Source organism: Paraburkholderia sp. (genome assembly GCF_036488795.1).
GTDB lineage: Bacteria > Pseudomonadota > Gammaproteobacteria > Burkholderiales > Burkholderiaceae > Paraburkholderia.
Genome location: NZ_DASXHA010000141.1, coordinates 43441 through 65274, shown reverse-complemented (window position 1 = coordinate 65274; position 21834 = coordinate 43441). Strand labels below are relative to the sequence as shown.

Here is a 21834-nt window from a genome sequence, read left to right as displayed (position 1 = left end):
CGTAGCGATAGGGGCCGCGCGAGGCGGCCGGAGGTAATTCGGAGGGTGTTCGGAAGGGAACGCATTGGACGAATGTATTCGAGCGGACCGGGGTGTGTCAACCGCCGATCCGCGCAATACGCCGTTGCGCGCAGCTGCGTGCGTGCTGCCAGTCCGGCGTACAACCGGTCACACGGGCGTTCTGGCGATCTCCACGATTACTTCGATTTGCCGTTCGATCGCGCCCGGCACGGGCGCCTCGCCACGCATCACGGCATCGATCCATAGCGCGGTGGTGGCGGCGTCACGCGCTTCCGGCAGTTCGACCTCGGGCGCATCCGCCGACGAGCGCTCGGCTGCCACCCGCGTTTCGCAGATGCCGTCATGCAGCCAGTCGATCTGCACCTGACGGCGCGTGTCGGCGACCGCTTCGCCCTCGGTGCCGCGTGCCAGCAGCGCGCCGCCCTCGGCTGCATCGGGATGGGTGCTGAACAGTTGCGTGAGGCTCTCGCGATACGGAGGATGCGTGTAGTTCACGAGCCTCAGGCCCGGCGGCGCGAACGGCTGCAGGATCTTGACGAGCGTATGGGTGGAGTTGCGCACGCCCATCCGACGCCTCAGCGCCAGCAGCCTGGCAAGCTTGGGCGCGAGGGTGGCGATCGGCGCGAACGCCAGGCGGCGCGCGGCCAGGCTGTCTTCGATATGCGCGTGCGTTTGCGCGTGCGAGATCTGCAGATGCGTGAAAATTTCCGCGCTGGTGACTCGTCCGGGGTCTTCCGTGACACCGTGCACCAGCACCGGCACACCCTCGCGGGCCAGCAGCAGCGCGAGCAACGGCACCAGATTCGGCTGCTTGCGCGCGCCGTTGTAGCTTGGAATGGAAACCGGGCGATAGGGCCCTTGAGCAACGTGAATGGGCTCGAACGACGCGCGGGCGGCGGCCAGCATGGCGGCGAGTTCATCGGCGCTTTCGCCTTTGACCCGGTACGCCAGCAAGATCGCGCCCAGTTCCAGATCGCCGACGCGGCCATCCAGCATCGCGCTATACAGCGTATGGGTGTCCTCGGGCGTCAGCGCGCGGGCGCCGTTGGGCCCCCGGCCGATCTCCTTGATAAAGCGGGCGCACGGGAAGACGGAGGAGGCGGTGTCGGCTGATTCGGTCATCGGACTGTATTCGGGGCTTGATGGCGCGCCGCCTGAAGCGGGCGGCCAGGGGTGTTCAAAGGACCACACAAACGAAAACAATGGCTCCTGTACGGAGTATCGCATCTGCTGCGATCTTGCAAGTTGGCCGCAGCGGCCTCGCGTGTTCATGGTCGGCGAGGAGGACCGGACTGCCGCGCGGATGCGCTGCGACACCCGGCTGCGGCCGCCGCGCACGCCGCTTTTACCGGCGCGTTAAACTCGATGCTTTCTTGCCGCGCTCGCGGTGCTTATTCATAAGGATGGAGAACGGGATGAGTTACGTGTTTGCTCCCGCGCCGGTCGTCGCGGTGCCGGTCGTCGGGTCCGGCGATCAATTCGCGGTGCGTCGCATCTACTGTGTGGGCCGGAATTACGAGGCTCATGCGCGTGAAATGGGCCATGACCCGGACCGCGAACCGCCGTTCTTCTTCAGCAAGCCGGCTGACGCGGTCGTGTACGTGGCGCCGGGCGCGACGGGCGAATTCCCGTATCCGCCGCAATCGAAGAACGTGCACTTCGAAATGGAACTGGTCGCGGCCATCGGCAAGGCCGGCAAGAACATTCCGGTCGATGAGGCGCTGGAGCACGTCTACGGTTACGCGCTGGGTCTCGATATGACGCGCCGCGACCTGCAGGCTGAAGCCAAAAAGCTTGGCCGCCCGTGGGATACGGCGAAGGGCTTCGATCACTCGGCGCCGCTCGGCCCGATCCATCCGGTGTCGGCCGTGGGTCAAGTGGCGCAAGGCGCGATCTGGCTGAGCGTCAACGGTGAGGAAAAGCAGCGCTCCGATGTCTCGCAACTGATCTGGTCGGTGGCGGAGACGATCGCTTATCTGTCGACGTTGTTCGAACTGCATCCCGGCGACCTGATCTTCACGGGCACGCCCGAAGGCGTGGGCGCCGTGGTCAAGGGCGATCTGATGAAGGGTGGTGTGGATGGACTGGGTGAGCTGAACGTGCGCGTCGTCTAAGTCCAGAACCCTATTCCGAGTGCGACGGGAGGAGACACCCAGGCATGAAGCTTTACAGCTATTTTCGTAGCTCGGCGGCGTATCGGGTACGCATTGCGCTGAATCTGAAGAATCTGCCGTACGACTACGCGCCGGTTCATTTGTTGCGCGACGGTGGCGAGCAGCTCAAGCCCGAGTATCGCAAGCTCAACCCGGATGCGATCCTGCCCACGTGTATCGATGGCGACCACGTGATGCAGCAGTCGCTGGCCATCATCGAGTATCTGGAAGAAACCCATCCCGAGCCGCCGCTGTTGCCGAAGGCGCCTGCCGATCGCGCCTATGTGCGTTCGGCGGCGCTGCAGATCGCTTGCGAGATTCATCCCTTGAACAACCTGCGCGTGCTGAAATATCTTAAGCACACGCTGGGAGTGGACGACGCGGCGAAGGATGCGTGGTACCGGCATTGGGTGGAGTGCGGCTTTGCGACGCTCGAAGAACATCTGGCGAGCGATTCGCGCACCGGCAAGCTGTGTTTCGGCGACACGCCGACGCTGGCCGATGCGTGTCTCGTGCCGCAGGTGTTCAACGCGCAACGCTTCAAGATCGATCTGGCGCCGTTTCCGACCATCCAGCGGATCAACGATTACGCGTCGCAGATGGATGCCTTCGCGCGGGCTGCGCCTGGCGTGCAGCCGGATGCTGAATGAGGCTGGGTCTTACGTGAGTGGTCAGGCGGTGGGTCTGGCTGAAAAGCGCAAAAGGCGCCCCCGTGCATGGGGCGCCCTTTGTTTGCGCGCTGTGCGCTTCGGGTTAGCGGTTTACGCCTAGCTGCCGAGCAAGGCATCCGAAAACTCTTCGGCGCTGAACGGCTGCAGATCCTCGACCTTTTCGCCGACGCCGATGAAATACACCGGCACCGGACGTTGCCGCGCAATCGCGGCAAGAATGCCGCCTTTGGCCGTACCGTCGAGCTTGGTGACGATCAGGCCGGTCAGGCCCAACGCGTCGTCGAACGCTTTCACCTGGGTGAGCGCGTTTTGCCCGGTGTTCGCGTCGATGACGAGCAGCACTTCGTGCGGCGCGCCGTCCATGGCTTTGCCGATCACGCGTTTCACCTTGCGCAGTTCTTCCATCAGATGCAACTGCGTCGGCAGACGGCCGGCGGTGTCGGCCATCAACACGTCGATCTTGCGCGCGCGCGCTGCGCCGACTGCGTCGAAGATCACCGCAGCCGGGTCGCCGCTTTCCTGCGAGACGGCCGTCACGTTGTTGCGCTGGCCCCAGATGGCGAGCTGTTCGCGCGCGGCGGCCCGGAACGTGTCGCCGGCGGCCAGCAAGACCGACTGGTCGAAGCTTTGGAGATGCTTCGCGAGCTTGCCGATGCTGGTGGTTTTGCCGGCACCGTTCACGCCGGCGATCATCACCACGAGCGGCTGGGCGCGGCCCAGCATCAGGGACTTTTCGAGCGGCTTGAGCAGGTCGATCAACAGCGTGCGCAGCGCGGCTTTCACCTGCTGCGGATCCGTGAGGCGTTCGGCGCGTACTTTTTCGCGCAGCGCTTCGAGCAGGAATTCCGTGGCTTCGACGCCCGCATCGGACATCAGCAGGGCGGTTTCGAGCTCTTCATACAGATCTTCGTCGATCTTGGCGCCGATGAAGATACCCGTGATGTTCGAACTGGTCTTCGACAGGCCGCTCTTTAGCCGGGTCAGCCAGGATTTCCTGGCCGTGGCTTCGGGGACGGGCGGCGGCACGATTTCGACGGTTTCGAGCGCGCTGTCGTCCGGCTGCTGAGGCTCGGCGTAAGCGGACGTGGCCGGCGCGGCGGCCACGGCGGACGCCTTGGGCACCGCCGGCGGCATCTGCACAGGCGCGTCGACGGCGGCCGGCGCGGCGGATTCCTGCGCCGCCTGCTGGTCTTCCGGCGCTGCGTCGGGCCCTTTCGAACCCTTCAATCGTTTGAAAAAGCTGAACATGATCTGGCGTGGTGAGAGCGAGCGCCGGTGCGCGCAGCCGGTGGTTGTCCGGGGGCAGCGGCAGGCAGCGTGGCAATGCGGGATGCAAGGCGCTGGAAGGCCGTCATTTTATCAGGCATGCCTAAGGGCGTCGCTCAAAGGCATGGCTAACGGCGTCGCAATAGCCGGCTGGCCAGGTCAGGCCCCACTGAGCCTGATCGCCCCCGTGTGGTAACGTTGGCGCTCCTACCCGCGTGCAGCAACGCGCCGCGGGCACACTGTCTACCGTTCGAATCTGCATGCCCAGTTCTTCTCCTTCCCGCGCGCGCAGCGCTCCCTCTGGCCGCGGCAAACCGCACGCAATCCGCATCATCGGCGGTGACTGGAAGCGTACGCCGCTGCCGGTGCTCGACCTCGACGGTTTGCGGCCCACGCCCGACCGCGTGCGCGAGACGCTCTTCAACTGGCTCGGACAGCGTCTGGACGGCCTGCGCTGTCTCGATCTGTTCGCCGGCAGCGGCGCACTCGGCTTCGAGGCTGCGTCGCGCGGCGCGGCGCGGGTGTTGATGGTCGAGCGCAATTCGCGGGCGGCCGGCCAGTTGCGCGCCAATCAGGCGCGCCTGCTGCCTAATACCATTGAAATTGCCGAGGCCGACGCGCTGCGCCTTGCAGCAAGCCTCGCCCCGGGTTCGTTCGACGTCGTGTTCCTCGACCCGCCGTTCGACTCCGATCTGCTGGCGCGCGCGCTGGAGCTGGCGGCGCCGCTCGTGAGCGCCGAAGGTTTCCTCTACGTCGAAGCGGGCGACGCACTCGACATCGCGCAGACGCCCGCGCTGGCGGGCTGGAGCATGGTCCGTCAGGGAAAGGCTGGGGCGGTCCACTATCATTTGCTGCAGCGCGAAAATGAGGAATAATGCGCGTTCTAAAACAGGCGCCCGGACGGCCAGCCGTCACGTGCGCGAGCGGCGGCAAACGCGTCCAGCGGGCGCGCTTGACGTGCCCTTTCGTCTGAAGACAGGAGAAGTCTCATGGTAGTCGCCGTGTACCCGGGTACCTTTGACCCGCTGACGCGCGGTCACGAAGACCTCGTCCGGCGCGCGTCGAGCATTTTCGACACGCTGGTGGTCGGCGTAGCGGATAGCCGTAACAAAAAGCCGTTTTTCACACTCGAAGAGCGCCTCGACATCGCTCACGAAGTGCTCGGTCACTATCCAAACGTGCAGGTGATGAGCTTCAAGGGCCTCTTGAAGGATTTCGTGCGCACCAACAATGCCCGCGTGATCGTGCGTGGCCTGCGCGCCGTGTCGGACTTCGAATATGAGTTCCAGATGGCCGGCATGAACCGCTACCTGCTGCCGGACGTCGAAACCATGTTCATGACGCCGTCCGATCAGTACCAGTTCATTTCGGGCACTATCGTGCGCGAAATTGCGCAACTGGGCGGCGATGTCAGCAAATTTGTCTTCCCGTCCGTCGAGAAATGGCTGAAGGACAAGGTTGCCCTGCTCGGCCAGGAGGACGGTCCGGCGAAGCAGCCCTAACCGGCGTAAACTGTCGGATTGACGGATTGACAGCCGGCGGTATGCCGGCGTGAAGTGAGAGAAGTATGGCCCTGATGATTACCGACGAGTGCATCAATTGCGACGTCTGCGAGCCTGAGTGCCCGAACGACGCAATTTCGATGGGCCCGGAAATCTATGTGATCGACCCGAAGAAATGTACCGAATGCGTCGGTCATTTCGATGAGCCGCAGTGTATCCAGGTGTGTCCGGTGGAGTGCATTCCGCGCGATCCAGAACACCTGGAAACGCCTGAAGGCCTGATGGCGAAGTATCACGCGCTGCAGGCCGCGAAGAGCGCCTGATTGATCGGCGTTGGCGCAGGTTGGCGAGGCCCATCGTGAGCCTCGTCCTGACCGTCTGATTCTGTTTGTTCCCGCCGGGTTATCCCGCTTACGCGCGCAGAATATCCTGCAATGCTTGAAGCAGCGTGTCGCATTCGGCTTCGGTGCCGATCGAGATGCGTAGATGCTGATCCACGCGCGGCGCCTTGAAATGGCGCACGAAGATTTCCTTGTCCCGAAGCCGCGCGGCGAGTGTGGCCGCATCGTGGCCCCGGTGGCGGGCGAATACGAAGTTCGCTCCCGACGGCACCACGTCGAAGCCGAGCGCGCCCAGTCCCGCCGACAGTCGCTCGCGGCTCGCAACGACCTTGGCGCAGGTGTCGCGGAACCACGCGTCGTCTTCATAGGCGGCGGCTGCGGCCGCTTGCGCGAGCCGATCTAGCGGGTACGAGTTGAAGCTGTCCTTCACGCGGGTCAACGCGTCGATCAGATCGGCATTCCCAAACGCAAAGCCCACCCGCATGCCCGCCAGCGAGCGCGACTTCGAGACAGTCTGCACCACCAGCAGATTCGGATAGCGGTCGATCAGGGCAATCGCAGACTGCGCGCCGAAATCCACATACGCTTCGTCGATCACGACCGCCGAGTCCGAATGTGCGGCCACTAGCCGCTCAATTTCGGCGAGCGGCAGAGGGTGACCGGTCGGCGCATTCGGATTCGGCAGCAGCACGCCGCCGTTGGGCAGTGCGTAGTCGTCGACGCGGATCGCGAACGCGTCATCTAAGGGAATGGTTTGGTACTCGACTTCGAAGAGCCGCGCGTAGGTCGGGTAGAAGCTGTACGTGATATCCGGAAACAGAATCGGCTTGTCGTGCTTCAGGAGCGCCTGGAAGGCGAGCGCCAGCACCTCGTCCGAACCGTTGCCTGCGAACACCTGCTCAGCGCGGATGCCATGATGCGCGGCGACCGTCTCGCGCAGCTTGCGCGCGGTCGGGTCCGGATAGCGCCGCAACGATTCCGCGTGATCGCCCAGCTCGCGGCGAATCGCCTCCAGCACACGCGGCGACGGCGGATACGGGTTCTCGTTGGTATTGAGCTTGACCGGATGGGCCAGCGCGGGTTGTTCGCCCGGCACATACGGCGTCAGACGATGAACGATGTCACTCCAGTAGCGGCTCAACTGGGCCTCCTCAGGCATTGCGATGCAGCTGCATCATCGCGCGCTCCATCTCGCCCTTGACGACGAGCGGCATCTGCACGAGCGCGCGCTCGATCGACGCATCGATCACGTCCTGTTCTTCACGGCGCGGCGGCTTCAGCACGTAGTTGGCGACGTCCGGCTTCGCGCCGGCGCGCGCGGCCTCGGGAATCAGGTCGCGCGGATGGCCAATGCCGATCCGCAGCCGCCAATACTGCTGCGACGACAGATGCGCGGAAATGTCCTTCAAGCCATTATGACCGCCGCTGCCGCCGCCAAGCTTCAGCTTGACGCTGCCGGGCGGCAAATCCAGTTCGTCGTGGGCGACGAGAATCTGATCGGGCAGGATCTTGAAGAAATGCGCGAGCGCGACGACCGACTGACCCGAGCGGTTCATGTAGGTTTGCGGCTCCAGCAGATGTACTTCTTCGCCGTGCAGACGCGCCTTTGCATAGAAGCCGTGAAAGCGGCGCTCGTCGCGCAGGGTCGTGCCCGCTTCGCGCGCCAGTTGATCCACCAGCCAGAAACCGGCGTTGTGACGCGTCGCAGTGTATTCGGCGCCCGGGTTGCCGAGCCCCACGATCAGCTTGATCATGATTGGATGCAGGTCGGCGGCGGACCACGCGACCAGAAAAAAACCGAAAAAAAACCCGCCGGGGCGAACCGCGGCGGGTCACATCGTCCGTTCCATTGAAACGGATCGAGAGGATTACTCGCTGTGCAGCTTACGCAGCCGGCGTTTCGCCTTCGCCTGCAGCAGCGGCAGCGTCGCCTTCAGCGACCGCACCAGCCGGGATCGTCGCCGAAGCGATAACCGGGTTTTCAGCTTCAACGTGTGCAACCAGGGCAACGCCTGCCGGCAGGACGATGTCCTTGGCGTGCATTGTGTGACCCGCTTCGATCTTCGCGAGGTCGACTTCGAGGAATTCCGGCAGTGCTGACGGCAGGCACTCGATTTCGATTTCGTTCAGAACGTGCGAGATCACCGCGCCCGACAGCTTGACGGCCGGGTTGGTTTCCTGGTTCATGAAGTGCAGCGGTACCTTGGTGTGCAGCTTCTTCGTGGCGTCGACGCGCTGGAAGTCCACGTGCAGCACGAGCTGACGGAACGGATGGTATTGCACGTCGCGCAGCAGAACCTGTTGCGACTTGCCGCCAATTTCCAGATCGAGGATCGACGAGTGGAAAACTTCTTTCTTCAGGGCGTGCCACAACGCGTTGTGATCGAGTTCGATCATTTGCGGTTCAGCACCAGCGCCATAAACGATTGCCGGCGTCTTGCCGGAAATACGCAGGCGGCGGCTCGCACCCGTACCTTGCAGGGAACGCTCGAAAGCGACTACTTTCATCTTGAATCTCCAATGCACTGCCCGCGACCAGGCAGTAAAAACGGGGCCTTCACGCCATTCTGGCTGAGGCCCCAGACTCGACGACACGAACCTTCGTTCGTTCATGCCGATTGTGCAAAAGCGCAACGTGAATCACGCTGCGCCTTCGCAAATACTTAACTTTCTGCAAACAGCGACATGACCGAATCGCCGCGGCGGATGCGCGAGAACGTTTCGGCCAGCAGACCGGCGCTCGTCAACGAGCGGATCTTGGCGCACGAGCGAGCTTCTTCGCCGAGCGGGATCGTATCGGTCACAACCAGCTCGTCCAGAGCCGACGCGGCGATACGCTCGCCGGCACCGCCCGACAGCACCGGGTGCGTCGCATACGCGAACACCTTGGTTGCACCGCGTTCCTTCAGCACTTGAGCGGCCTTGCAGAGCGTGCCCGCGGTGTCGACCATGTCGTCCATGATCACGCAGGTACGGCCTTCGACTTCACCGATGATGTTCATCACTTCAGCGACATTCGCCTTGGGGCGGCGCTTGTCGATGATGGCGAGATCGCAGTTCAGCTGCTTTGCCAGTGCACGGGCGCGGACCACGCCGCCGACGTCCGGCGACACGACCAGCAGGTTCTCGTGATTCTGCTTGCGAAGGTCGCCAAGCAGCACGGGCGTTGCGTAGATGTTGTCGACCGGAATGTCGAAGAAACCTTGAATCTGGTCAGCGTGCAGATCCATCGTGATGATCCGCTCGACACCGGCGATTTCCAGCATGTTCGCCACGACCTTCGCCGAGATGGCGACGCGCGCCGAACGCGGGCGTCGATCTTGACGGGCATAGCCGAAGTAGGGAATGGCTGCAGTGATCCGGCCGGCGGATGCGCGCTTGAGCGCGTCGACCATGATCATCAGTTCCATCAAGTTGTCGTTCGCCGGTGCGCAGGTGGACTGCAGGACGAAGACATCCTTGCCACGTACGTTTTCCTGAATCTCGACCTGGATTTCGCCGTCCGAGAAACGGCTGACCATTGCTTTGCCGAGGGGAATACCGAGGATTTTTACGACTTCTTGTGCAAGCGCCGGATTTGCGTTGCCAGTAAAAACCATCAGGCCGTCATGGCTGCTCATCATGCACCTGCTTCAGGCTGGGGGGCGAGGAAATGCGAGAATTTTTGGCAGGGGAGGAAGGACTCGAACCCTCGAATGCCGGAATCAAAATCCGGTGCCTTAACCAACTTGGCGACTCCCCTACACTAACTTTGAGCTTCACCGAGCGTGTAGGACCGCTCGACGATGCAAAACTTATGACGCGAAAGCAAAGAGTGGATGCGTATCCAGGCTTGCTGTTACTGCGCTGTTCCAGTCGCCGGGCAGTTTGGCTTGCGCCAGCTCTGCTTCACCGCGACTACGAAACGCTGCAAAAACGCTTGCACCCGATCCGGTCATCCGCGCCGGCGCGATGTTATCAAACCATCGAAGCACCTGCGCAACTTCCGCGTATTTTCCCACGACAACTGGCTGCATGTCATTTCGGCCAAAACTGTCAGGCCATTCTGCGCTGCAACTATGTTGTGCAAGAAAGTCCGTAATTGTGAGGGGTTTTGAATCTCTTGTCAACGATTTCTCGGAAAAAATCGCTGCAGTTGGAACATGAACCCGTGGCGTCACAACCAGGAAATAACGCGGCGGCAATTGTACAACCTCTAATGCTTCTCCGACACCCTCTGCGAACGCATTTTTTCCAAAAACAAAAAATGGCACATCCGCGCCGAGCTTCAGCGCCAGCTCCTGCAGTTCGATGCGCGGCAGATCGAGCTTCCACAGACGGTTGAGCGCGAGGAGCGTGGTGGCCGCGTCGGAGCTGCCGCCGCCGAGACCCGCGCCCATCGGCAGCCGTTTGTCGATTTCGATATCCACGCCTTGCGCGGTGCCCGTATGCGTCTTCAGCAGGGTCGCGGCGCGCACGGTCAGGTCGTGTTCGGGCGGAACATCCGGCACGTGGGTGCTACGCGTGATGCTGCCGTCAGCGCGACGGGTGAAATGCAGCGTGTCACCCCAGTCGAGCAACTGGAAGACGGTCTGGAGCGCGTGATAACCATCCGGGCGACGGCCGGTGATGTGCAGGAAGAGATTGAGCTTCGCTGGCGCAGGGCAATCGCGCAGCGAATCGGTCGTTTCGATCATGAGGCGAGGCAAAAAACGGGTAGGGTAGCGCGCGCTACTGGTCGAGCACGAGCTTGATAGCGAGCGGCGGTTCGTCGCGGGACAGGTTGACGCGCTTCACGCCAGTGGCCGGCGCATCCGCGTAGGCCACATAGTCGATTGTCCAGCCGTCCTGACGAATTTCCTTCAGACGCGACGGCTGCTGCGGATCCTGCTCGGTCTGCGCCTTCGAGGTCGGTGCGGGCGAGGGTTGCAGCCAGTAGCGAAGACCTTCGACAGGCAACGCAAAACCGAGCGCATTCTGCATCAGCGTCGACACATTGTCTGCGGTGAGCGGTTGACGGTTCGGCAGTTCGAGCGACGCCGAAGCCGGCGACGACGTCACGATGGCGAGCGTCTGCCCAAGCGGGTTACGCAGCTGCAGGCTGACCGTATCGCCAGTTTCCTGCCATGCGAAGTTGCCGTAGGCGTTGCGCTGCGCGCCGTTCTGGTCCACGTACTGCACCGCGAAGCGACCGTGATACGCGCGAGTCGTCTGCGCGGTGACGGCCGTGGCGGCATTCGAAGTGGACGGCCCCTGGGGCTTGACCGACGCACAACCGGCGAGCACCACGGCGGCGGCCACTGCGAACCCAAGCGCCGCGCGGCGCGGCGCCTGGGTATAACGGGCAAAACGGGTGGAGCGGTTCGTGATGAGCATCAGAGATCGTTCACCTGAAAACGTTTGAGCGTTTTGAGGAGCGTATCGTTGTCAGGTTCCAGCTTGCGCGCTTCGCGCCAGGTCGCGCGGGCCTGATCCTGGTCGCCCGTCTTCCACAGCACTTCACCCAGATGCGCGCCGATTTCCGCATTCGGCTGCATGTCGTAGGCCTTGCGCAGCAGCTTGATCGCGTCTGCCGTGTCGCCGAGGCGATATTTGACCCAGCCCACGCTGTCCATGATGAACGCGTCGTCCGGCGCCAGCGACGAAGCCTTCTCGATCAGCTTGTTCGCTTCTTGCAGCCGCAAGCCGCGGTCGGCAAGCGAGTAGCCAAGCGCGTTGTACGCCTGCGGATTGTCAGGCTGCGTTTCGATCAACTTGCGCAACTGCGCTTCCATCACGTCATAGTGGCCGTTCTTTTCGGCCGCCATGGCGTAGTCGTAGGTCAGGTCCGGGTCATCGGGGAAATCCGCGGTGGCTTGTGCCAGGCGGGTTTCCGCCTCCGTATAGCGTTTCGAATCGAACAGGATGGCCGCGTCCGTGCGCGCGATCAGTGCCTGATCGCGCGGGTCCTGCGGCTGCAGGCTGGCCAGCAGCTTGCGGGCGTCGTCCGGCTTACCCTGCTTTTCGAGCAACTGGGCGCGCGTGATCTGCGCGGGTATGTATTGCTGGCTGGACGGCGCAATCTTGTTGAGCCAGTCGCTCGCGGCTGCGTCGTTTTTCTGCTCGAGCGAGATCTGGGCGAGGTAGATGTACGCCTGACCCGCATCCGCGCCCGGCGTCTTCTCCGCCTTCTGCGCGTACTGCTGCAGAAACGGCTGGGCGTCTTTGAAGTCTTTCTTCTGAATGTTGATCAGCGCGAGCGCCATCAGCGGCGTCAGGTCGTTCGCGTTGTCCTTGTGCATGATCTCGAACTGATTCTGCGCGTCGTCGAGACGGTCGCTTGCGAGGTACATCTGCGCGAGCGCAAGGCGCGCGTCATGCGACTTCGGATTCTGCTGCACATACTTTTCGAGCGACGCGATACCTTCCTTGCGCTCTTCCGGTCCCATCTGCGACAGGGTCAGCGCGGCCGGCAGGTAGTCGGGCTTGATGGCCAGCGCCTGCTCGAGCGATTTTTTCGCACCCGGAGCGTCGTCCGCGGCGATCTGCTGCCGGGCAATCGCCAGTAGCGCTTCCGGCCGGTTCATATCGTTCTTGAGCAGGTCCTGCAATACATGCAGGCCGCCGACCCGGTTCGGTCCGCGCGAGAGCAGCAGTTGCAGCGCGAGAATGGCGCTGCCGCGATTTTCAGGCGGAACCTTGGCCAGTTCGCGGGCCAGCAGCGGCTCGGCGTCGTCCGGTTTGCCGGACAGCACGAGCAGCGACGCATCGAGTTGCGCCGCGCGCTCCGAGGTGGGCGCATACTGCTGCCACAATTGCGCGGCGGCCAGGGCGTCGGAAGGACTCTGGGCGGCGAGGGCAATTTCGGTTGCGCGTTGCGCCATGCGCGGATCATGCGTGTCGCGCGCAAGCGCGAGGTACGTCTGATAGGCGGGAGCGGGCTGGCCGCGCTGCAGTGCGACTTCGGCCGCGAGCACCTGGAAGACGATCTGGCTCGACAGCGGGATGCCGGGCAGATCTTTCTGATCCTCGGCGGACTGAGGCCCCAGCGCGTCCGGGATGGTGACGGAGTTGTCGTCCGTATCCGGAGATGGATCCTGCGCGTGCGCAGGCAAGGCGGCGAGCGCCCATACGGCCAGTGCTGCAGCGCCCAGCATACGGCGAGCAGACACGGCGTGCGGCACCCGCGCCGCACGCGCCGGGCGCTTCGAAAACAGCTTCACGAAGGACAAGTTCATGGAAATCCGTTCAATGTTTCGGACGATTGTAACGCGCTCGCTACAATAAGCGCACAACCACTCACGCAAGTTGCAGACCAGTAAGACATGCCAGAGTTGCCAGAAGTTGAGGTTACCCGAAGGGGAATCGAGCCGTACGTATCCGGACGCCGGGTTGAGCGCGTGGATGTGCGCACGCCCGCACTACGCTGGCCGATTCCGGCCGACCTTGCGAGAACCTTGCGCGGCCGCGTCATCAACAAGGTCGAGCGGCGCGGCAAATACCTGCTGTTCGAACTCGACGCGGGCTGGTTCATTGTGCACCTCGGGATGACCGGTACGCTGCGCGTTCTGCGCAATCTGCCGCACCTGCCGGCCGCTGCAAAGCACGATCACGTGGACTGGATCTTCGATGAGTTCATTCTCCGCTATCGCGATCCGCGGCGCTTCGGTGCCGTCCTGTGGCATCCGCGCGAGGCGGGCGACGTGCTGGAGCATCCGCTGCTCGCCGGGTTGGGCGTGGAGCCGTTTTCGCCGGCGTTTTCGGGCGCGTTGATGCACCGGCAGACGCGCGGGCGCACGGTTTCTGTCAAGCAGGCGTTGCTGGCCGGTGAGATCGTCGTAGGAGTGGGCAATATTTACGCTTCCGAGAGCCTGTTTCGCGCTGGCATCCGCCCGACGACCGCTGCCGGCCGCGTGTCGCTGGTGCGCTATGACCTGCTGGCCGACGCCGTGCGTTTGACGCTGGCTGCCGCCATCGAAAAGGGCGGCAGCACACTGCGGGATTTCGTCGGCAGTAACGGTGAAAGTGGCTACTTTCAGCTGGACTATTTCGTCTATGATCGCGCGGGGCTGCCGTGCCGCGTATGTGGAACGCCGATCAGGCAGATCGTGCAGGGGCAGCGCTCCACTTATTTTTGTCCGACCTGCCAGCGCTAATTCTCATGCCCTCTCGCTTGACGCCGTCCGCCGTAGCCACCTCAGTCGTCGCGCCTGCCGCCCCCGCCTTGCCGGATTTTTCCGCTCGCCTGATTGCCTGGCAGCGCCAGCACGGCCGCCACGACCTGCCCTGGCAGAACACGCGTGACCCGTATCGCATCTGGTTGTCGGAAATCATGCTGCAGCAAACCCAGGTGTCGACGGTGATTCCGTACTACGCGCGGTTCCTCGCGCGCTTTCCCGATGTCGCTGCGCTGGCCGCAGCGCCGATCGACGATGTGATGGCCCTGTGGGCCGGTCTCGGGTACTACTCGCGCGCGCGCAATCTGCATCGGTGTGCGCAGGCGGTGGTCGAACTGCATGGCGGCGCCTTTCCGGCGTCCGTCGAAGCGCTTGCCGATCTGCCGGGCATCGGGCGCTCGACTGCTGCGGCAATTGCATCATTTGCCTTCGGCGCACGCGCGACGATTCTCGACGGCAACGTCAAGCGCGTGCTTGCCCGCGTGTTCGGCGTGGAAGGCTTTCCGGGCGAAAAGCGCGTTGAAAACGCCATGTGGACGCTGGCTGAATCCTTATTGCCTTCAAACGCGAGCGAAGCGGATGTGAGTGCCTACACTCAGGGCTTGATGGACCTCGGCGCGACGCTATGCATGCGTGGCAAGCCGGACTGTGTCCGCTGCCCGTTCGCCCCCGACTGCGTGGCGAATGTGACCGGCCGGCAACGTCAGCTGCCGGCGGCACGTCCGAAGAAGGCCGTGCCGACCCGCCGTACCTGGATGCTGGTGCTGCGTGACGGTGATGCGGTGATGCTGGAAAAGCGCCCGCCAACGGGTATCTGGGGCGGCCTGTGGAGCTTGCCGGAGGCGCCCGACGAAGCGGCGCTCGCGGGCCGCGCGCGCGACTTTGGCGGTGACGGCGCGGTTTCGCCGCTGGCGCCGCTCACGCATACGTTCACCCACTTCAAGCTGGATATCGAACCGCGCCTCGCCGAACTGGATCGTGTGGGGGGCGGCAGCGCCGCGCTCGGCGACGCGGAGACCGTATGGGTGCCACTGCGCGAGATCGATGCGTACGGTGTGCCCGCGCCGGTGCGCAAGTTATTGGACGGTCTGCAGGGGTCGTTGCTGTAGAGGCATGGCACGGCATCAGGCGCGCCGTGCCAGCACCCTAAAGCAACTGATGCTGCTGCATATAGTGATGAACCACGTCGATGCGCGCGCCGGCGTCCTGCAACTCCATCAGCTTTTGCCGCGCCCGCAACGCAATCGGCAGCACTTCCGAAAGCCGGTTCGACACCCACGTAGGATCATCGAGCTTGAACGGTTCGGCGAAGGGCAGGCTGTCCGCGTCGCGCTCGCGAATCGTCGCAATGATGCGTTCCAGCACTTCGGCGCAGGCGCCGAATTTAGCCAGTTGCTGGTTGCCTTCGAGCGGCACGTCGTCGCCCAATGGTTCGGCCATTCCCACCAGTAATCCGTCTGGCTGCACGCGATGCGAGAGCAGCCTGAAGCGTCGCGTGCCTCGCGCGCGGATCAGCAACATGCCGAAGGTTTCGACGTCGCATTCCTCGATTTCCGCGAGGCAGCCGATGCTCTCCGGCACCGAAGGCTCGTCCGGCTGCGCGACCTCACCGCCGCTTTTCAGCAGACATACGCCAAAAGGTGTTTTTTCTCGCAGGCAGTCGCGCGCCATGTCCAGATAGCGGGCTTCGAAAATCTTCAGGGGCAGCAGGCCGCCGGGAAACAGCACCGTGTGCAATGGAAAGAGCGGCACATCGGCAAGCACGGAAGTAGAGGACATGGCGCAACACTTCAGTTAAGGCCGCGCAATGCGGCCGGTTAAGCCACTAGCTTCGATGATTCGCCGACGTCGACCGGCGCATCGCGGTGCCGCACGATCACATTTGCCTGCTTCGCAAGACGCGCGGCGAGCGTCTCGGCAATGAACACGGACCGATGCTGGCCGCCGGTGCAGCCAATCGCAACGGTGAGGTAGCTGCGGTTATCGTCACGGAAGTGCGGCAGCCATTTGACGAGGAACATTTCGATGTCGCCCATCATGTCATGCACGACGGGCAACGCGCCGAGAAAGTCGATGACCGGTTTGTCGAGACCCGTGAGCGGGCGCAGTTCATGATCGTAGTACGGGTTGGGCAGGGTGCGGACGTCGAAGACGAAATCCGCGTCGAGCGGCACGCCGCGCTTGAAGCCGAACGATTCGAACATCAGCACGAGACCGCTGTGTTCCTGTTCGATGAAGCGCTTGACCCATGCACGCAGCACGTTCGCGCGCAGATTGCTGGTATCGATCTGATGACCGAACTCCGCCAGGTTGGCGACGAGTTCACGCTCGCGTTCGATTGCCTCTTCAAGCGAGGTCAGCAAGCCCACGTCGGCGTCATGCGCGGTCGAACCGGACAGAGGATGGCGGCGGCGTGTTTCGGAAAAACGTTGGATCAGCGCCTGGGTGCTGGCGTTGAGGAACAGCACACGCACGTCGTGCTCGCGCGACAGGTCGCGGATCATCGCGGGCATGTCGTCGAGCGAGGCGCTCGAGCGCGCGTCGATCGCCACCGCGAGACGGTCTTGCCCATCTTCGGCGAGGTAGGTGGCGAGTTGCGGCAGAAAGCGCGGCGGCAGATTGTCGACGCAGTAGTAGCCCGCGTCTTCAAGCGCGTTGAGCGCAACGGATTTGCCGGAGCCGGAAATACCGGTGATCAGAATAATGCGCATGGAGTGGTGAAATCTGTACGTTTCATCATAGCATCTGCTCCCCGGGCGCGCGCCCGTCTGCCGTCTAGCGCCTGCGTGCCGGGTGCTGCGTGTACTGCGCGAACGGTCGGCGAGCCTAGATCAGCTTGCCGGGAAACTGGCTGTCCGGGTCCTGCATGGCCAGACGCTGGCGGTCCATGAAGTCGCGCAACGTGTCGATACCGCGCAATTGCAGGATCGTATTGCGCACGGCGGCTTCCACCAGCACGGCGAGGTTGCGGCCGGCCGCCACCTGGATGGTGACCTTGCTGATGGGCAACCCCAGTACGTCGACAGTCTGGCTTTCCAGCGGCAGACGCTGGAATTCACCATCCGGGCGCCGCACCAGCTGAACGATCAGCTTCAGCTTCATTTTGCGACGCACCGCGGTCTCACCAAAAATAGTTTTGATGTCGAGCAGACCCAGACCGCGCACTTCCAGCAAATTTTGCAGCAGTGGCGGGCAGCGGCCTTCGACGAAATCAGGTCCGAGACGCACGAAATCCACCGCGTCGTCCGCCACCAGACCGTGGCCGCGGCTGATCAGTTCGAGGCCGAGTTCGCTTTTGCCGAGACCCGAGTCGCCGGTGAGTAGCACGCCCATGCCGAGGATGTCGAGAAATACGCCGTGCAGCGTGGCACGTGGCGCAAGAATGCGCGACATGTACAGACGCAGGCTGTCGATGACAGCGGCGGCCGACATGGGTGTAGTAAAAAGCGGTGTGGATGAACGTGTACAGCGCAGAACCAGTTCCGGCGGCGCGGCGACTCCGCCTGCGACCACGAGAAACGGCGGTTCGAGGGCGATCAGCTCGGCCATGTGGCGCGAGCGGTCTTCTTCGCTCTGCCGTTGGTAATAGTCGACTTCGGCGTCGCCGAGCACCTGAATCCGGTTCGGGTGAATCAGGTTCAAGTGGCCGACAAGGTCGGCGCTCGAGGTGGCATTGGCCACCGTTTCCGCCGAGAAGCCGCGCTCCCAGCCTTCATGCCCCGTCAGCCAGCTGAGTTTCAGCATGGCGGCGTTGTCGTCGAAAATACTTTGGGCGTTGATGCTGGACGTATCCATGAGTCCGTGACTCCAATGTGGGCCGCTTATTTCCGCTGTGCCGGCTGCGTTAGCGCAGCCCGGCTGGCCGGCACGAGCCGGTTTCGACGCGGCGGGGCTGAACCCGCGCGCGTGCGGTTTGCCGCTGAGGCATCAAGGTTGCCACTGAGTGAGCAGCCGATGCAACGCTTCGCGATCTTCTTCCGTATGCAAGCGCTCGCGAGCTTCGCGATCCGAGAGCAATTGGGCGATTTCCGACAGGATTTCAAGGTGTTGCTGGGTGGCCTGCTCGGGTACCAGCAGAAAGATCAGCAGCGATACCGGCTGACCGTCGGGCGACTCGAAGGGGATGGGTTCTGCCAGACGCACGAACGCGGCGAGCGGCTGCTTCAAGCCTTTGATCCGGCCATGCGGAATCGCGACGCCTTCGCCGAGCCCCGTCGACCCGAGGCGCTCGCGCGCGAACAGATTGTCTGTGACCGTGCTGCGGGCGATGCCGTTCTGGTTTTCGAAGATCAGGCCCGCTTGCTCGAAAACGCGCTTCTTGCTGGTGACGGATAGACCGACGACGACGTTTTCGAGGGGAAGAAATTTGGCTAAACGATTCATGTTGGCAGGCGGAAACGTGGCCTGGATACTCCTCGCTGTGGCGTTTGAGTGGCGTTCCATTCTCGACGACTGATGCTCACGGCGATGTGCCCGGGAGCCCGAAAGCGCAGGACTCCGGCTGAATAACCCCGATTGACCCCGATGGTAACCGGCCCATTATAGAACAGCGTGGACGTGCCTGGTGCGGCGCGCCATGCATAGATCATGGCGGTCTGCCGGAGTGCGGCGAATTGCCGCCCCTTGATGAAGGCGCTGGGCGAGGCGCCGCCTGCAACGAAAAACCGCCCGTTGCCGGGCGGTATGCGCAAAAGTCTGGATCAGAAAACAAATAAGGAAAACCTTCTGGTTCCCCTATTGCGGCGGCACTTCCACTTGCGGCGCCAGCGGTTGATACTTGATCGCTTCGTGCTGATGACCTTGCAGGCGATCCTTGTGACGAATGACTTGCCGGTCGAGCTTGTCGATCATCAGATCGATCGCGGCGTACAGGTCGCCGTCACAGCTCTCGACAAAGATGTCCTTGCCTTTCAGATGCAGGTTGATTTCAACCTTCTGCCTCTTTTCCTTTTCCTTGTGGTTGTCGACCGAGAGGACCACACTGCCATCGATCACCTGATCGAAATGTCTTAGCACCCTATCCAGTTTGGTGATCACGTATTCTCGCAACGCTGGCGTTACTTCGAGATGGTGTCCACTGATCTGCAGATTCATAGTGCTTCTCCAAGCTAGTGGCCGCTTGATCCACACGAAGGAGGCAGTACCGGTCGATCTGTCGGCTCGCCTGAGTCGTCCCCCGTTGACTGACTTCTGGCAGGTCGCATCGGCCGGCCTGTCCGCCAACAGCGGAGCGGCCGGAAAATGCCCGCCACAGAAGGCGACGGGCTACAGAGACTTGCGCAGGTTGACTGCCGGAATCTTGAGGGCTTCGCGGTACTTCGCGACGGTTCGGCGTGCGACCACGAATCCTTGCTCCGCCAGCAGTTCGGCTATGCGGCTGTCTGAAAGAGGAGATTTGGTGTTTTCCGCTCCTATCAGTTGCTTGATGAGCGCGCGTATGGCCGTGGAAGACGCCGCGCCGCCCGTGTCCGTTGAAACGTGTGATCCGAAGAAGTACTTAAATTCAAGCGTCCCAAATGGGGTCAGCATGTATTTGCCGGTTGTCACACGGGAGACAGTTGACTCGTGTAGGCCCAGCGTATCAGCAATCTCCCGCAAAACCAAGGGCCGCATGGCAATTTCGCCATGTACGAAAAAGCTCTTCTGGCGCTCCACAATGGCTTGCGCAACCCTGAGGATGGTTTCGAAACGCTGCTGGATATTCTTGATGAGCCAGCGTGCTTCCTGGAGTTGCTGGCGCAGCGAACCGCTGCCCGGATCGCCCCGGTTATTGCGCAGAATGTTCGCATACAGATGGTTGATGCGCAGCTTCGGCACCACCTCCGGATTCAGTTCGGCCTGCCACCCCTGCGACGTTTTGCGCACCATGATGTCCGGCACGACGTAGTCCGCTTCGGCCTTGCCGTACGCTGCGCCCGGGAAGGGCTCGAGCGAGCGGATCAGGTCGTGGGCGTCGCGCAGGTCGTCGTCGCTGGCCTTCAGATGCTTGCGCAGACGCGTGAAGTCGCGCGCGGCGAGCAGCTCCAGATGGTGAGCGACGATGTCGAGCGCGAGCGTGCGGGTCGGCGAGGACGGCAGCCGCAACAATTGCAGCTTCAGACATTCGGATGCGGAGCGTGCGCCCACGCCGGCCGGGTCAAAGCTATGCAGCAGGGCGAGCGCGGCGTTCAGCTCGTCCTGATCGACTTCTAGCTCTTCCGGCAGATCCGCCTGCACCTCTTCGAGGGTGGCGGTGAGATAGCCGTCGTCGTCGAGCGATTCGATCAGGAACGTGATCAGCGCGCGATCGCGCTGGCCCGCCTGGGTCACGCGTAGCTGCGCCATCAGGTGATCGCGCAGCGAGGTGCTCGATTCGTGGATTTGCAGCGGGGGCAGGTCGTCGTCGTCGGAGGCGGTGCCGGAGCGGCCGTAGTCGTCGAGATTCCACTGCGTCGAGTCGCCGTTGTTGTCCGAGGCGAGGCCGTTGTACTCGTCGACGCCTTGCGGCTCGCCGCTCTCCGCTCGCTCCGTGCTGCTGCTGGACGACGAGCCGTTGCCCATCTGTTCGGCCGGGGCGCTATTGGGCGCCTGAGCGATCAGCGAGCCGTCCGCGGCGACCCGCAACGGGCTGGCGATCCAGTCGTCTTCGTTTTCGAGCAGGGGATTTTGCGCGATCGCCATCGCGACCTCCTGCTGCAGTTCAAGCGTAGACAGCTGCAGCAGCCGGATGGACTGTTGCAGTTGAGGGGTCAGCGCAAGATGCTGCGACAGGCGGAGTTGGAGGCTGGCTTTCATGGCAAGTTGAGATTCATTGTAAAGAGTTTGCCACGAGCGCGATACCTTGCGACATTCGCAATAACGCGCGCACCCGGATGGGGTTTGCGAGGAGGCGGGCGGCCCGGATTGTCAAAAATACGGATTGGCCGCCGCAGCAAGGGGCAGGCGGCAAGTTGTGCCGCCGGGCGCGCCCCTCGCGCAGTTACATGCGGAAGTGTTCGCCTAGATAGACGCGCCGCACACTTTCGTTTTCGATGATGTCGCCCGGCGCGCCGGCGGCGAGCACGCTGCCGTCGCTGATGATGTATGCATGGTCGCAGATGCCGAGCGTTTCGCGCACGTTGTGGTCCGTAATCAGCACGCCAATATTGCGCTGCTTCAGGAACTTGACGATCTTCTGGATTTCCAGCACGGCGATCGGGTCGACGCCGGCGAACGGTTCGTCGAGCAGGATGAAGCTGGGATTGGTGGCCAGCGCGCGCGCAATTTCCACGCGGCGCCGCTCGCCACCCGACAGCGACAGCGCCGGATTCCCGCGCAGATGCGCAATCTGCAGCTCGTCGAGCAGCGCTTCCGTGCGGGTGGTGATGGTGTCTTTGGAGAGGCGCTTGCCGTTGTCGCCGAGCTGCAGTTCCAGCACGGCGCGAATATTCTCTTCAACGGAGAGTTTGCGAAAAACCGAGGCTTCCTGAGGCAGATACGACAGACCGAGCGAGGCGCGCTTGTGAATTGGCAGCAGGCTGATGGACTTGCCGTCCAGGTCGATTTCGCCGGCGTCGAGCGGTACGAGCCCCACGATCATATAGAACGAGGTGGTCTTACCCGCGCCGTTCGGGCCCAGCAGACCGACCACTTCGCCGCTTTTGACGTCGAGCGACACGTCCTTGACGACCGTGCGCGAGCCATAGCGCTTCTTCAGGTTGCGAACTACCAGCGAACTGCTGGTCCCAGCCGGCTTGCGATGGGGGAGGGAGGGCGAATTCACTGAG

23 protein-coding genes and 1 tRNA gene are annotated in these 21834 nt (G+C 62.9%); 7 read left to right on the top strand and 17 right to left on the bottom strand.

Annotation, left to right across the window (positions count from 1 at the left end; all coding sequences use genetic code 11):
- Window positions 1-168: 168 nt before the first annotated feature.
- Complete coding sequence (ybiB, locus tag VGH41_RS20965) at window positions 169-1143, bottom strand: DNA-binding protein YbiB (RefSeq protein ID WP_331599470.1); 975 nt, start codon at window positions 1141-1143, stop codon at window positions 169-171.
- Window positions 1144-1436: 293 nt separating this feature from the next.
- On the opposite strand from ybiB, the gene VGH41_RS20960 reads away from it, so the two are divergent.
- The gene (locus VGH41_RS20960; protein ID WP_331599469.1) at window positions 1437-2135 is read left to right on the top strand and encodes a fumarylacetoacetate hydrolase family protein; all 699 of its coding nucleotides are present in this window, start codon (window positions 1437-1439) and stop codon (window positions 2133-2135) included.
- A 44-nt stretch (window positions 2136-2179) separates the two neighbouring features.
- Entirely contained in the window at window positions 2180-2824 is a 645-nt protein-coding gene (gene maiA, locus VGH41_RS20955; RefSeq protein WP_331599468.1) for a maleylacetoacetate isomerase, read from the top strand.
- Between the two features lie 117 nt (window positions 2825-2941).
- Here maiA and ftsY read toward each other — a convergent pair whose 3' ends face one another.
- On the bottom strand, window positions 2942-4093 hold the full coding sequence (gene ftsY / locus VGH41_RS20950; RefSeq protein WP_331599467.1) for a signal recognition particle-docking protein FtsY: 1152 nt from the start codon (window positions 4091-4093) through the stop codon (window positions 2942-2944).
- A 278-nt stretch (window positions 4094-4371) separates the two neighbouring features.
- Between ftsY and rsmD the strand changes: the two genes are divergently transcribed.
- From rsmD to VGH41_RS20935, 3 genes are all read left to right on the top strand, one after another.
- Window positions 4372-4986, top strand: a complete 615-nt coding sequence (gene rsmD, locus VGH41_RS20945; protein ID WP_331599466.1) for a 16S rRNA (guanine(966)-N(2))-methyltransferase RsmD — start codon at window positions 4372-4374, stop codon at window positions 4984-4986.
- 114 nt (window positions 4987-5100) lie between these two features.
- Complete coding sequence (coaD, locus tag VGH41_RS20940) at window positions 5101-5613, top strand: pantetheine-phosphate adenylyltransferase (protein ID WP_331599465.1); 513 nt, start codon at window positions 5101-5103, stop codon at window positions 5611-5613.
- Between the two features lie 65 nt (window positions 5614-5678).
- Entirely contained in the window at window positions 5679-5936 is a 258-nt protein-coding gene (locus VGH41_RS20935; RefSeq protein WP_013337947.1) for a YfhL family 4Fe-4S dicluster ferredoxin, read from the top strand.
- Window positions 5937-6024: 88 nt separating this feature from the next.
- Here VGH41_RS20935 and hisC read toward each other — a convergent pair whose 3' ends face one another.
- From hisC to VGH41_RS20895, 8 genes are all read right to left on the bottom strand, one after another.
- Complete coding sequence (hisC, locus tag VGH41_RS20930; RefSeq protein ID WP_331599480.1) at window positions 6025-7095, bottom strand: histidinol-phosphate transaminase; 1071 nt, start codon at window positions 7093-7095, stop codon at window positions 6025-6027.
- 10 nt (window positions 7096-7105) lie between these two features.
- Window positions 7106-7708: an aminoacyl-tRNA hydrolase gene (gene pth / locus VGH41_RS20925; RefSeq protein ID WP_331599464.1), complete on the bottom strand. Its 603-nt coding sequence runs from the start codon at window positions 7706-7708 to the stop codon at window positions 7106-7108.
- Window positions 7709-7838: 130 nt separating this feature from the next.
- Window positions 7839-8462: a 50S ribosomal protein L25/general stress protein Ctc gene (locus VGH41_RS20920; RefSeq protein WP_331599463.1), complete on the bottom strand. Its 624-nt coding sequence runs from the start codon at window positions 8460-8462 to the stop codon at window positions 7839-7841.
- Window positions 8463-8617: 155 nt separating this feature from the next.
- A complete protein-coding gene (locus VGH41_RS20915; RefSeq protein WP_331599479.1) occupies window positions 8618-9574 on the bottom strand; it encodes a ribose-phosphate pyrophosphokinase in 957 nt (318 codons plus the stop codon).
- 45 nt (window positions 9575-9619) lie between these two features.
- Window positions 9620-9696 (bottom strand) — tRNA-Gln (locus tag VGH41_RS20910).
- Window positions 9697-9748: 52 nt separating this feature from the next.
- On the bottom strand, window positions 9749-10630 hold the full coding sequence (gene ispE, locus VGH41_RS20905; RefSeq protein ID WP_331599462.1) for a 4-(cytidine 5'-diphospho)-2-C-methyl-D-erythritol kinase: 882 nt from the start codon (window positions 10628-10630) through the stop codon (window positions 9749-9751).
- A gap of 34 nt (window positions 10631-10664) precedes the next feature.
- A complete protein-coding gene (gene lolB, locus VGH41_RS20900; protein ID WP_331599461.1) occupies window positions 10665-11309 on the bottom strand; it encodes a lipoprotein insertase outer membrane protein LolB in 645 nt (214 codons plus the stop codon).
- Complete coding sequence (locus tag VGH41_RS20895) at window positions 11309-13150, bottom strand: tetratricopeptide repeat protein (RefSeq protein ID WP_331599460.1); 1842 nt, start codon at window positions 13148-13150, stop codon at window positions 11309-11311. Before VGH41_RS20895 ends, lolB begins: the two co-directional genes overlap by 1 nt.
- Before the next feature lie 87 nt (window positions 13151-13237).
- Here VGH41_RS20895 and mutM point away from each other — a divergent pair, with 87 nt between their 5' ends.
- On the top strand, window positions 13238-14068 hold the full coding sequence (mutM, locus tag VGH41_RS20890; protein ID WP_331599458.1) for a bifunctional DNA-formamidopyrimidine glycosylase/DNA-(apurinic or apyrimidinic site) lyase: 831 nt from the start codon (window positions 13238-13240) through the stop codon (window positions 14066-14068).
- A gap of 5 nt (window positions 14069-14073) precedes the next feature.
- The gene (gene mutY / locus VGH41_RS20885; protein ID WP_331599457.1) at window positions 14074-15198 is read left to right on the top strand and encodes an A/G-specific adenine glycosylase; all 1125 of its coding nucleotides are present in this window, start codon (window positions 14074-14076) and stop codon (window positions 15196-15198) included.
- A gap of 37 nt (window positions 15199-15235) precedes the next feature.
- On the opposite strand, the gene VGH41_RS20880 is transcribed toward mutY, so the two are convergent.
- The 7 genes from VGH41_RS20880 to lptB form a co-directional block, all read right to left on the bottom strand.
- Window positions 15236-15868, bottom strand: a complete 633-nt coding sequence (locus VGH41_RS20880) for an LON peptidase substrate-binding domain-containing protein (RefSeq protein WP_331599456.1) — start codon at window positions 15866-15868, stop codon at window positions 15236-15238.
- Window positions 15869-15906: 38 nt separating this feature from the next.
- On the bottom strand, window positions 15907-16800 hold the full coding sequence (gene rapZ, locus VGH41_RS20875; protein WP_331599455.1) for an RNase adapter RapZ: 894 nt from the start codon (window positions 16798-16800) through the stop codon (window positions 15907-15909).
- Between the two features lie 115 nt (window positions 16801-16915).
- The gene (hprK, locus tag VGH41_RS20870) at window positions 16916-17884 is read right to left on the bottom strand and encodes an HPr(Ser) kinase/phosphatase (RefSeq protein WP_074263299.1); all 969 of its coding nucleotides are present in this window, start codon (window positions 17882-17884) and stop codon (window positions 16916-16918) included.
- Window positions 17885-18016: 132 nt separating this feature from the next.
- On the bottom strand, window positions 18017-18532 hold the full coding sequence (locus VGH41_RS20865; protein WP_137955000.1) for a PTS sugar transporter subunit IIA: 516 nt from the start codon (window positions 18530-18532) through the stop codon (window positions 18017-18019).
- 291 nt (window positions 18533-18823) lie between these two features.
- Window positions 18824-19183, bottom strand: coding sequence for a ribosome hibernation-promoting factor, HPF/YfiA family (gene hpf / locus VGH41_RS20860; protein ID WP_090684953.1), 360 nt, complete (start codon window positions 19181-19183; stop codon window positions 18824-18826).
- A 171-nt stretch (window positions 19184-19354) separates the two neighbouring features.
- The gene (locus tag VGH41_RS20855; RefSeq protein WP_331599454.1) at window positions 19355-20863 is read right to left on the bottom strand and encodes an RNA polymerase factor sigma-54; all 1509 of its coding nucleotides are present in this window, start codon (window positions 20861-20863) and stop codon (window positions 19355-19357) included.
- Between the two features lie 184 nt (window positions 20864-21047).
- The gene (lptB, locus tag VGH41_RS20850; protein WP_331599453.1) at window positions 21048-21830 is read right to left on the bottom strand and encodes an LPS export ABC transporter ATP-binding protein; all 783 of its coding nucleotides are present in this window, start codon (window positions 21828-21830) and stop codon (window positions 21048-21050) included.
- Window positions 21831-21834 lie beyond the last annotated feature (4 nt).

What these genes read in the sequence shown, in the direction of transcription:
- ybiB (WP_331599470.1), bottom strand. Translation starts at nt 1,143, where the DNA reads ATGACCGAATCAGCCGACACCGCCTCCTCCGTCTTCCCGTGCGCCCGC.
- VGH41_RS20960 (WP_331599469.1), top strand. Translation starts at nt 1,437, where the DNA reads ATGAGTTACGTGTTTGCTCCCGCGCCGGTCGTCGCGGTGCCGGTCGTC.
- maiA (WP_331599468.1), top strand. Translation starts at nt 2,180, where the DNA reads ATGAAGCTTTACAGCTATTTTCGTAGCTCGGCGGCGTATCGGGTACGC.
- ftsY (WP_331599467.1), bottom strand. Translation starts at nt 4,093, where the DNA reads ATGTTCAGCTTTTTCAAACGATTGAAGGGTTCGAAAGGGCCCGACGCA.
- rsmD (WP_331599466.1), top strand. Translation starts at nt 4,372, where the DNA reads ATGCCCAGTTCTTCTCCTTCCCGCGCGCGCAGCGCTCCCTCTGGCCGC.
- coaD (WP_331599465.1), top strand. Translation starts at nt 5,101, where the DNA reads ATGGTAGTCGCCGTGTACCCGGGTACCTTTGACCCGCTGACGCGCGGT.
- VGH41_RS20935 (WP_013337947.1), top strand. Translation starts at nt 5,679, where the DNA reads ATGGCCCTGATGATTACCGACGAGTGCATCAATTGCGACGTCTGCGAG.
- pth (WP_331599464.1), bottom strand. Translation starts at nt 7,708, where the DNA reads ATGATCAAGCTGATCGTGGGGCTCGGCAACCCGGGCGCCGAATACACT.
- VGH41_RS20920 (WP_331599463.1), bottom strand. Translation starts at nt 8,462, where the DNA reads ATGAAAGTAGTCGCTTTCGAGCGTTCCCTGCAAGGTACGGGTGCGAGC.
- VGH41_RS20915 (WP_331599479.1), bottom strand. Translation starts at nt 9,574, where the DNA reads ATGAGCAGCCATGACGGCCTGATGGTTTTTACTGGCAACGCAAATCCG.
- ispE (WP_331599462.1), bottom strand. Translation starts at nt 10,630, where the DNA reads ATGATCGAAACGACCGATTCGCTGCGCGATTGCCCTGCGCCAGCGAAG.
- lolB (WP_331599461.1), bottom strand. Translation starts at nt 11,309, where the DNA reads ATGCTCATCACGAACCGCTCCACCCGTTTTGCCCGTTATACCCAGGCG.
- VGH41_RS20895 (WP_331599460.1), bottom strand. Translation starts at nt 13,150, where the DNA reads ATGAACTTGTCCTTCGTGAAGCTGTTTTCGAAGCGCCCGGCGCGTGCG.
- mutM (WP_331599458.1), top strand. Translation starts at nt 13,238, where the DNA reads ATGCCAGAGTTGCCAGAAGTTGAGGTTACCCGAAGGGGAATCGAGCCG.
- mutY (WP_331599457.1), top strand. Translation starts at nt 14,074, where the DNA reads ATGCCCTCTCGCTTGACGCCGTCCGCCGTAGCCACCTCAGTCGTCGCG.
- VGH41_RS20880 (WP_331599456.1), bottom strand. Translation starts at nt 15,868, where the DNA reads ATGTCCTCTACTTCCGTGCTTGCCGATGTGCCGCTCTTTCCATTGCAC.
- rapZ (WP_331599455.1), bottom strand. Translation starts at nt 16,800, where the DNA reads ATGCGCATTATTCTGATCACCGGTATTTCCGGCTCCGGCAAATCCGTT.
- hprK (WP_074263299.1), bottom strand. Translation starts at nt 17,884, where the DNA reads ATGGATACGTCCAGCATCAACGCCCAAAGTATTTTCGACGACAACGCC.
- VGH41_RS20865 (WP_137955000.1), bottom strand. Translation starts at nt 18,532, where the DNA reads ATGGAACGCCACTCAAACGCCACAGCGAGGAGTATCCAGGCCACGTTT.
- hpf (WP_090684953.1), bottom strand. Translation starts at nt 19,183, where the DNA reads ATGAATCTGCAGATCAGTGGACACCATCTCGAAGTAACGCCAGCGTTG.
- VGH41_RS20855 (WP_331599454.1), bottom strand. Translation starts at nt 20,863, where the DNA reads ATGAAAGCCAGCCTCCAACTCCGCCTGTCGCAGCATCTTGCGCTGACC.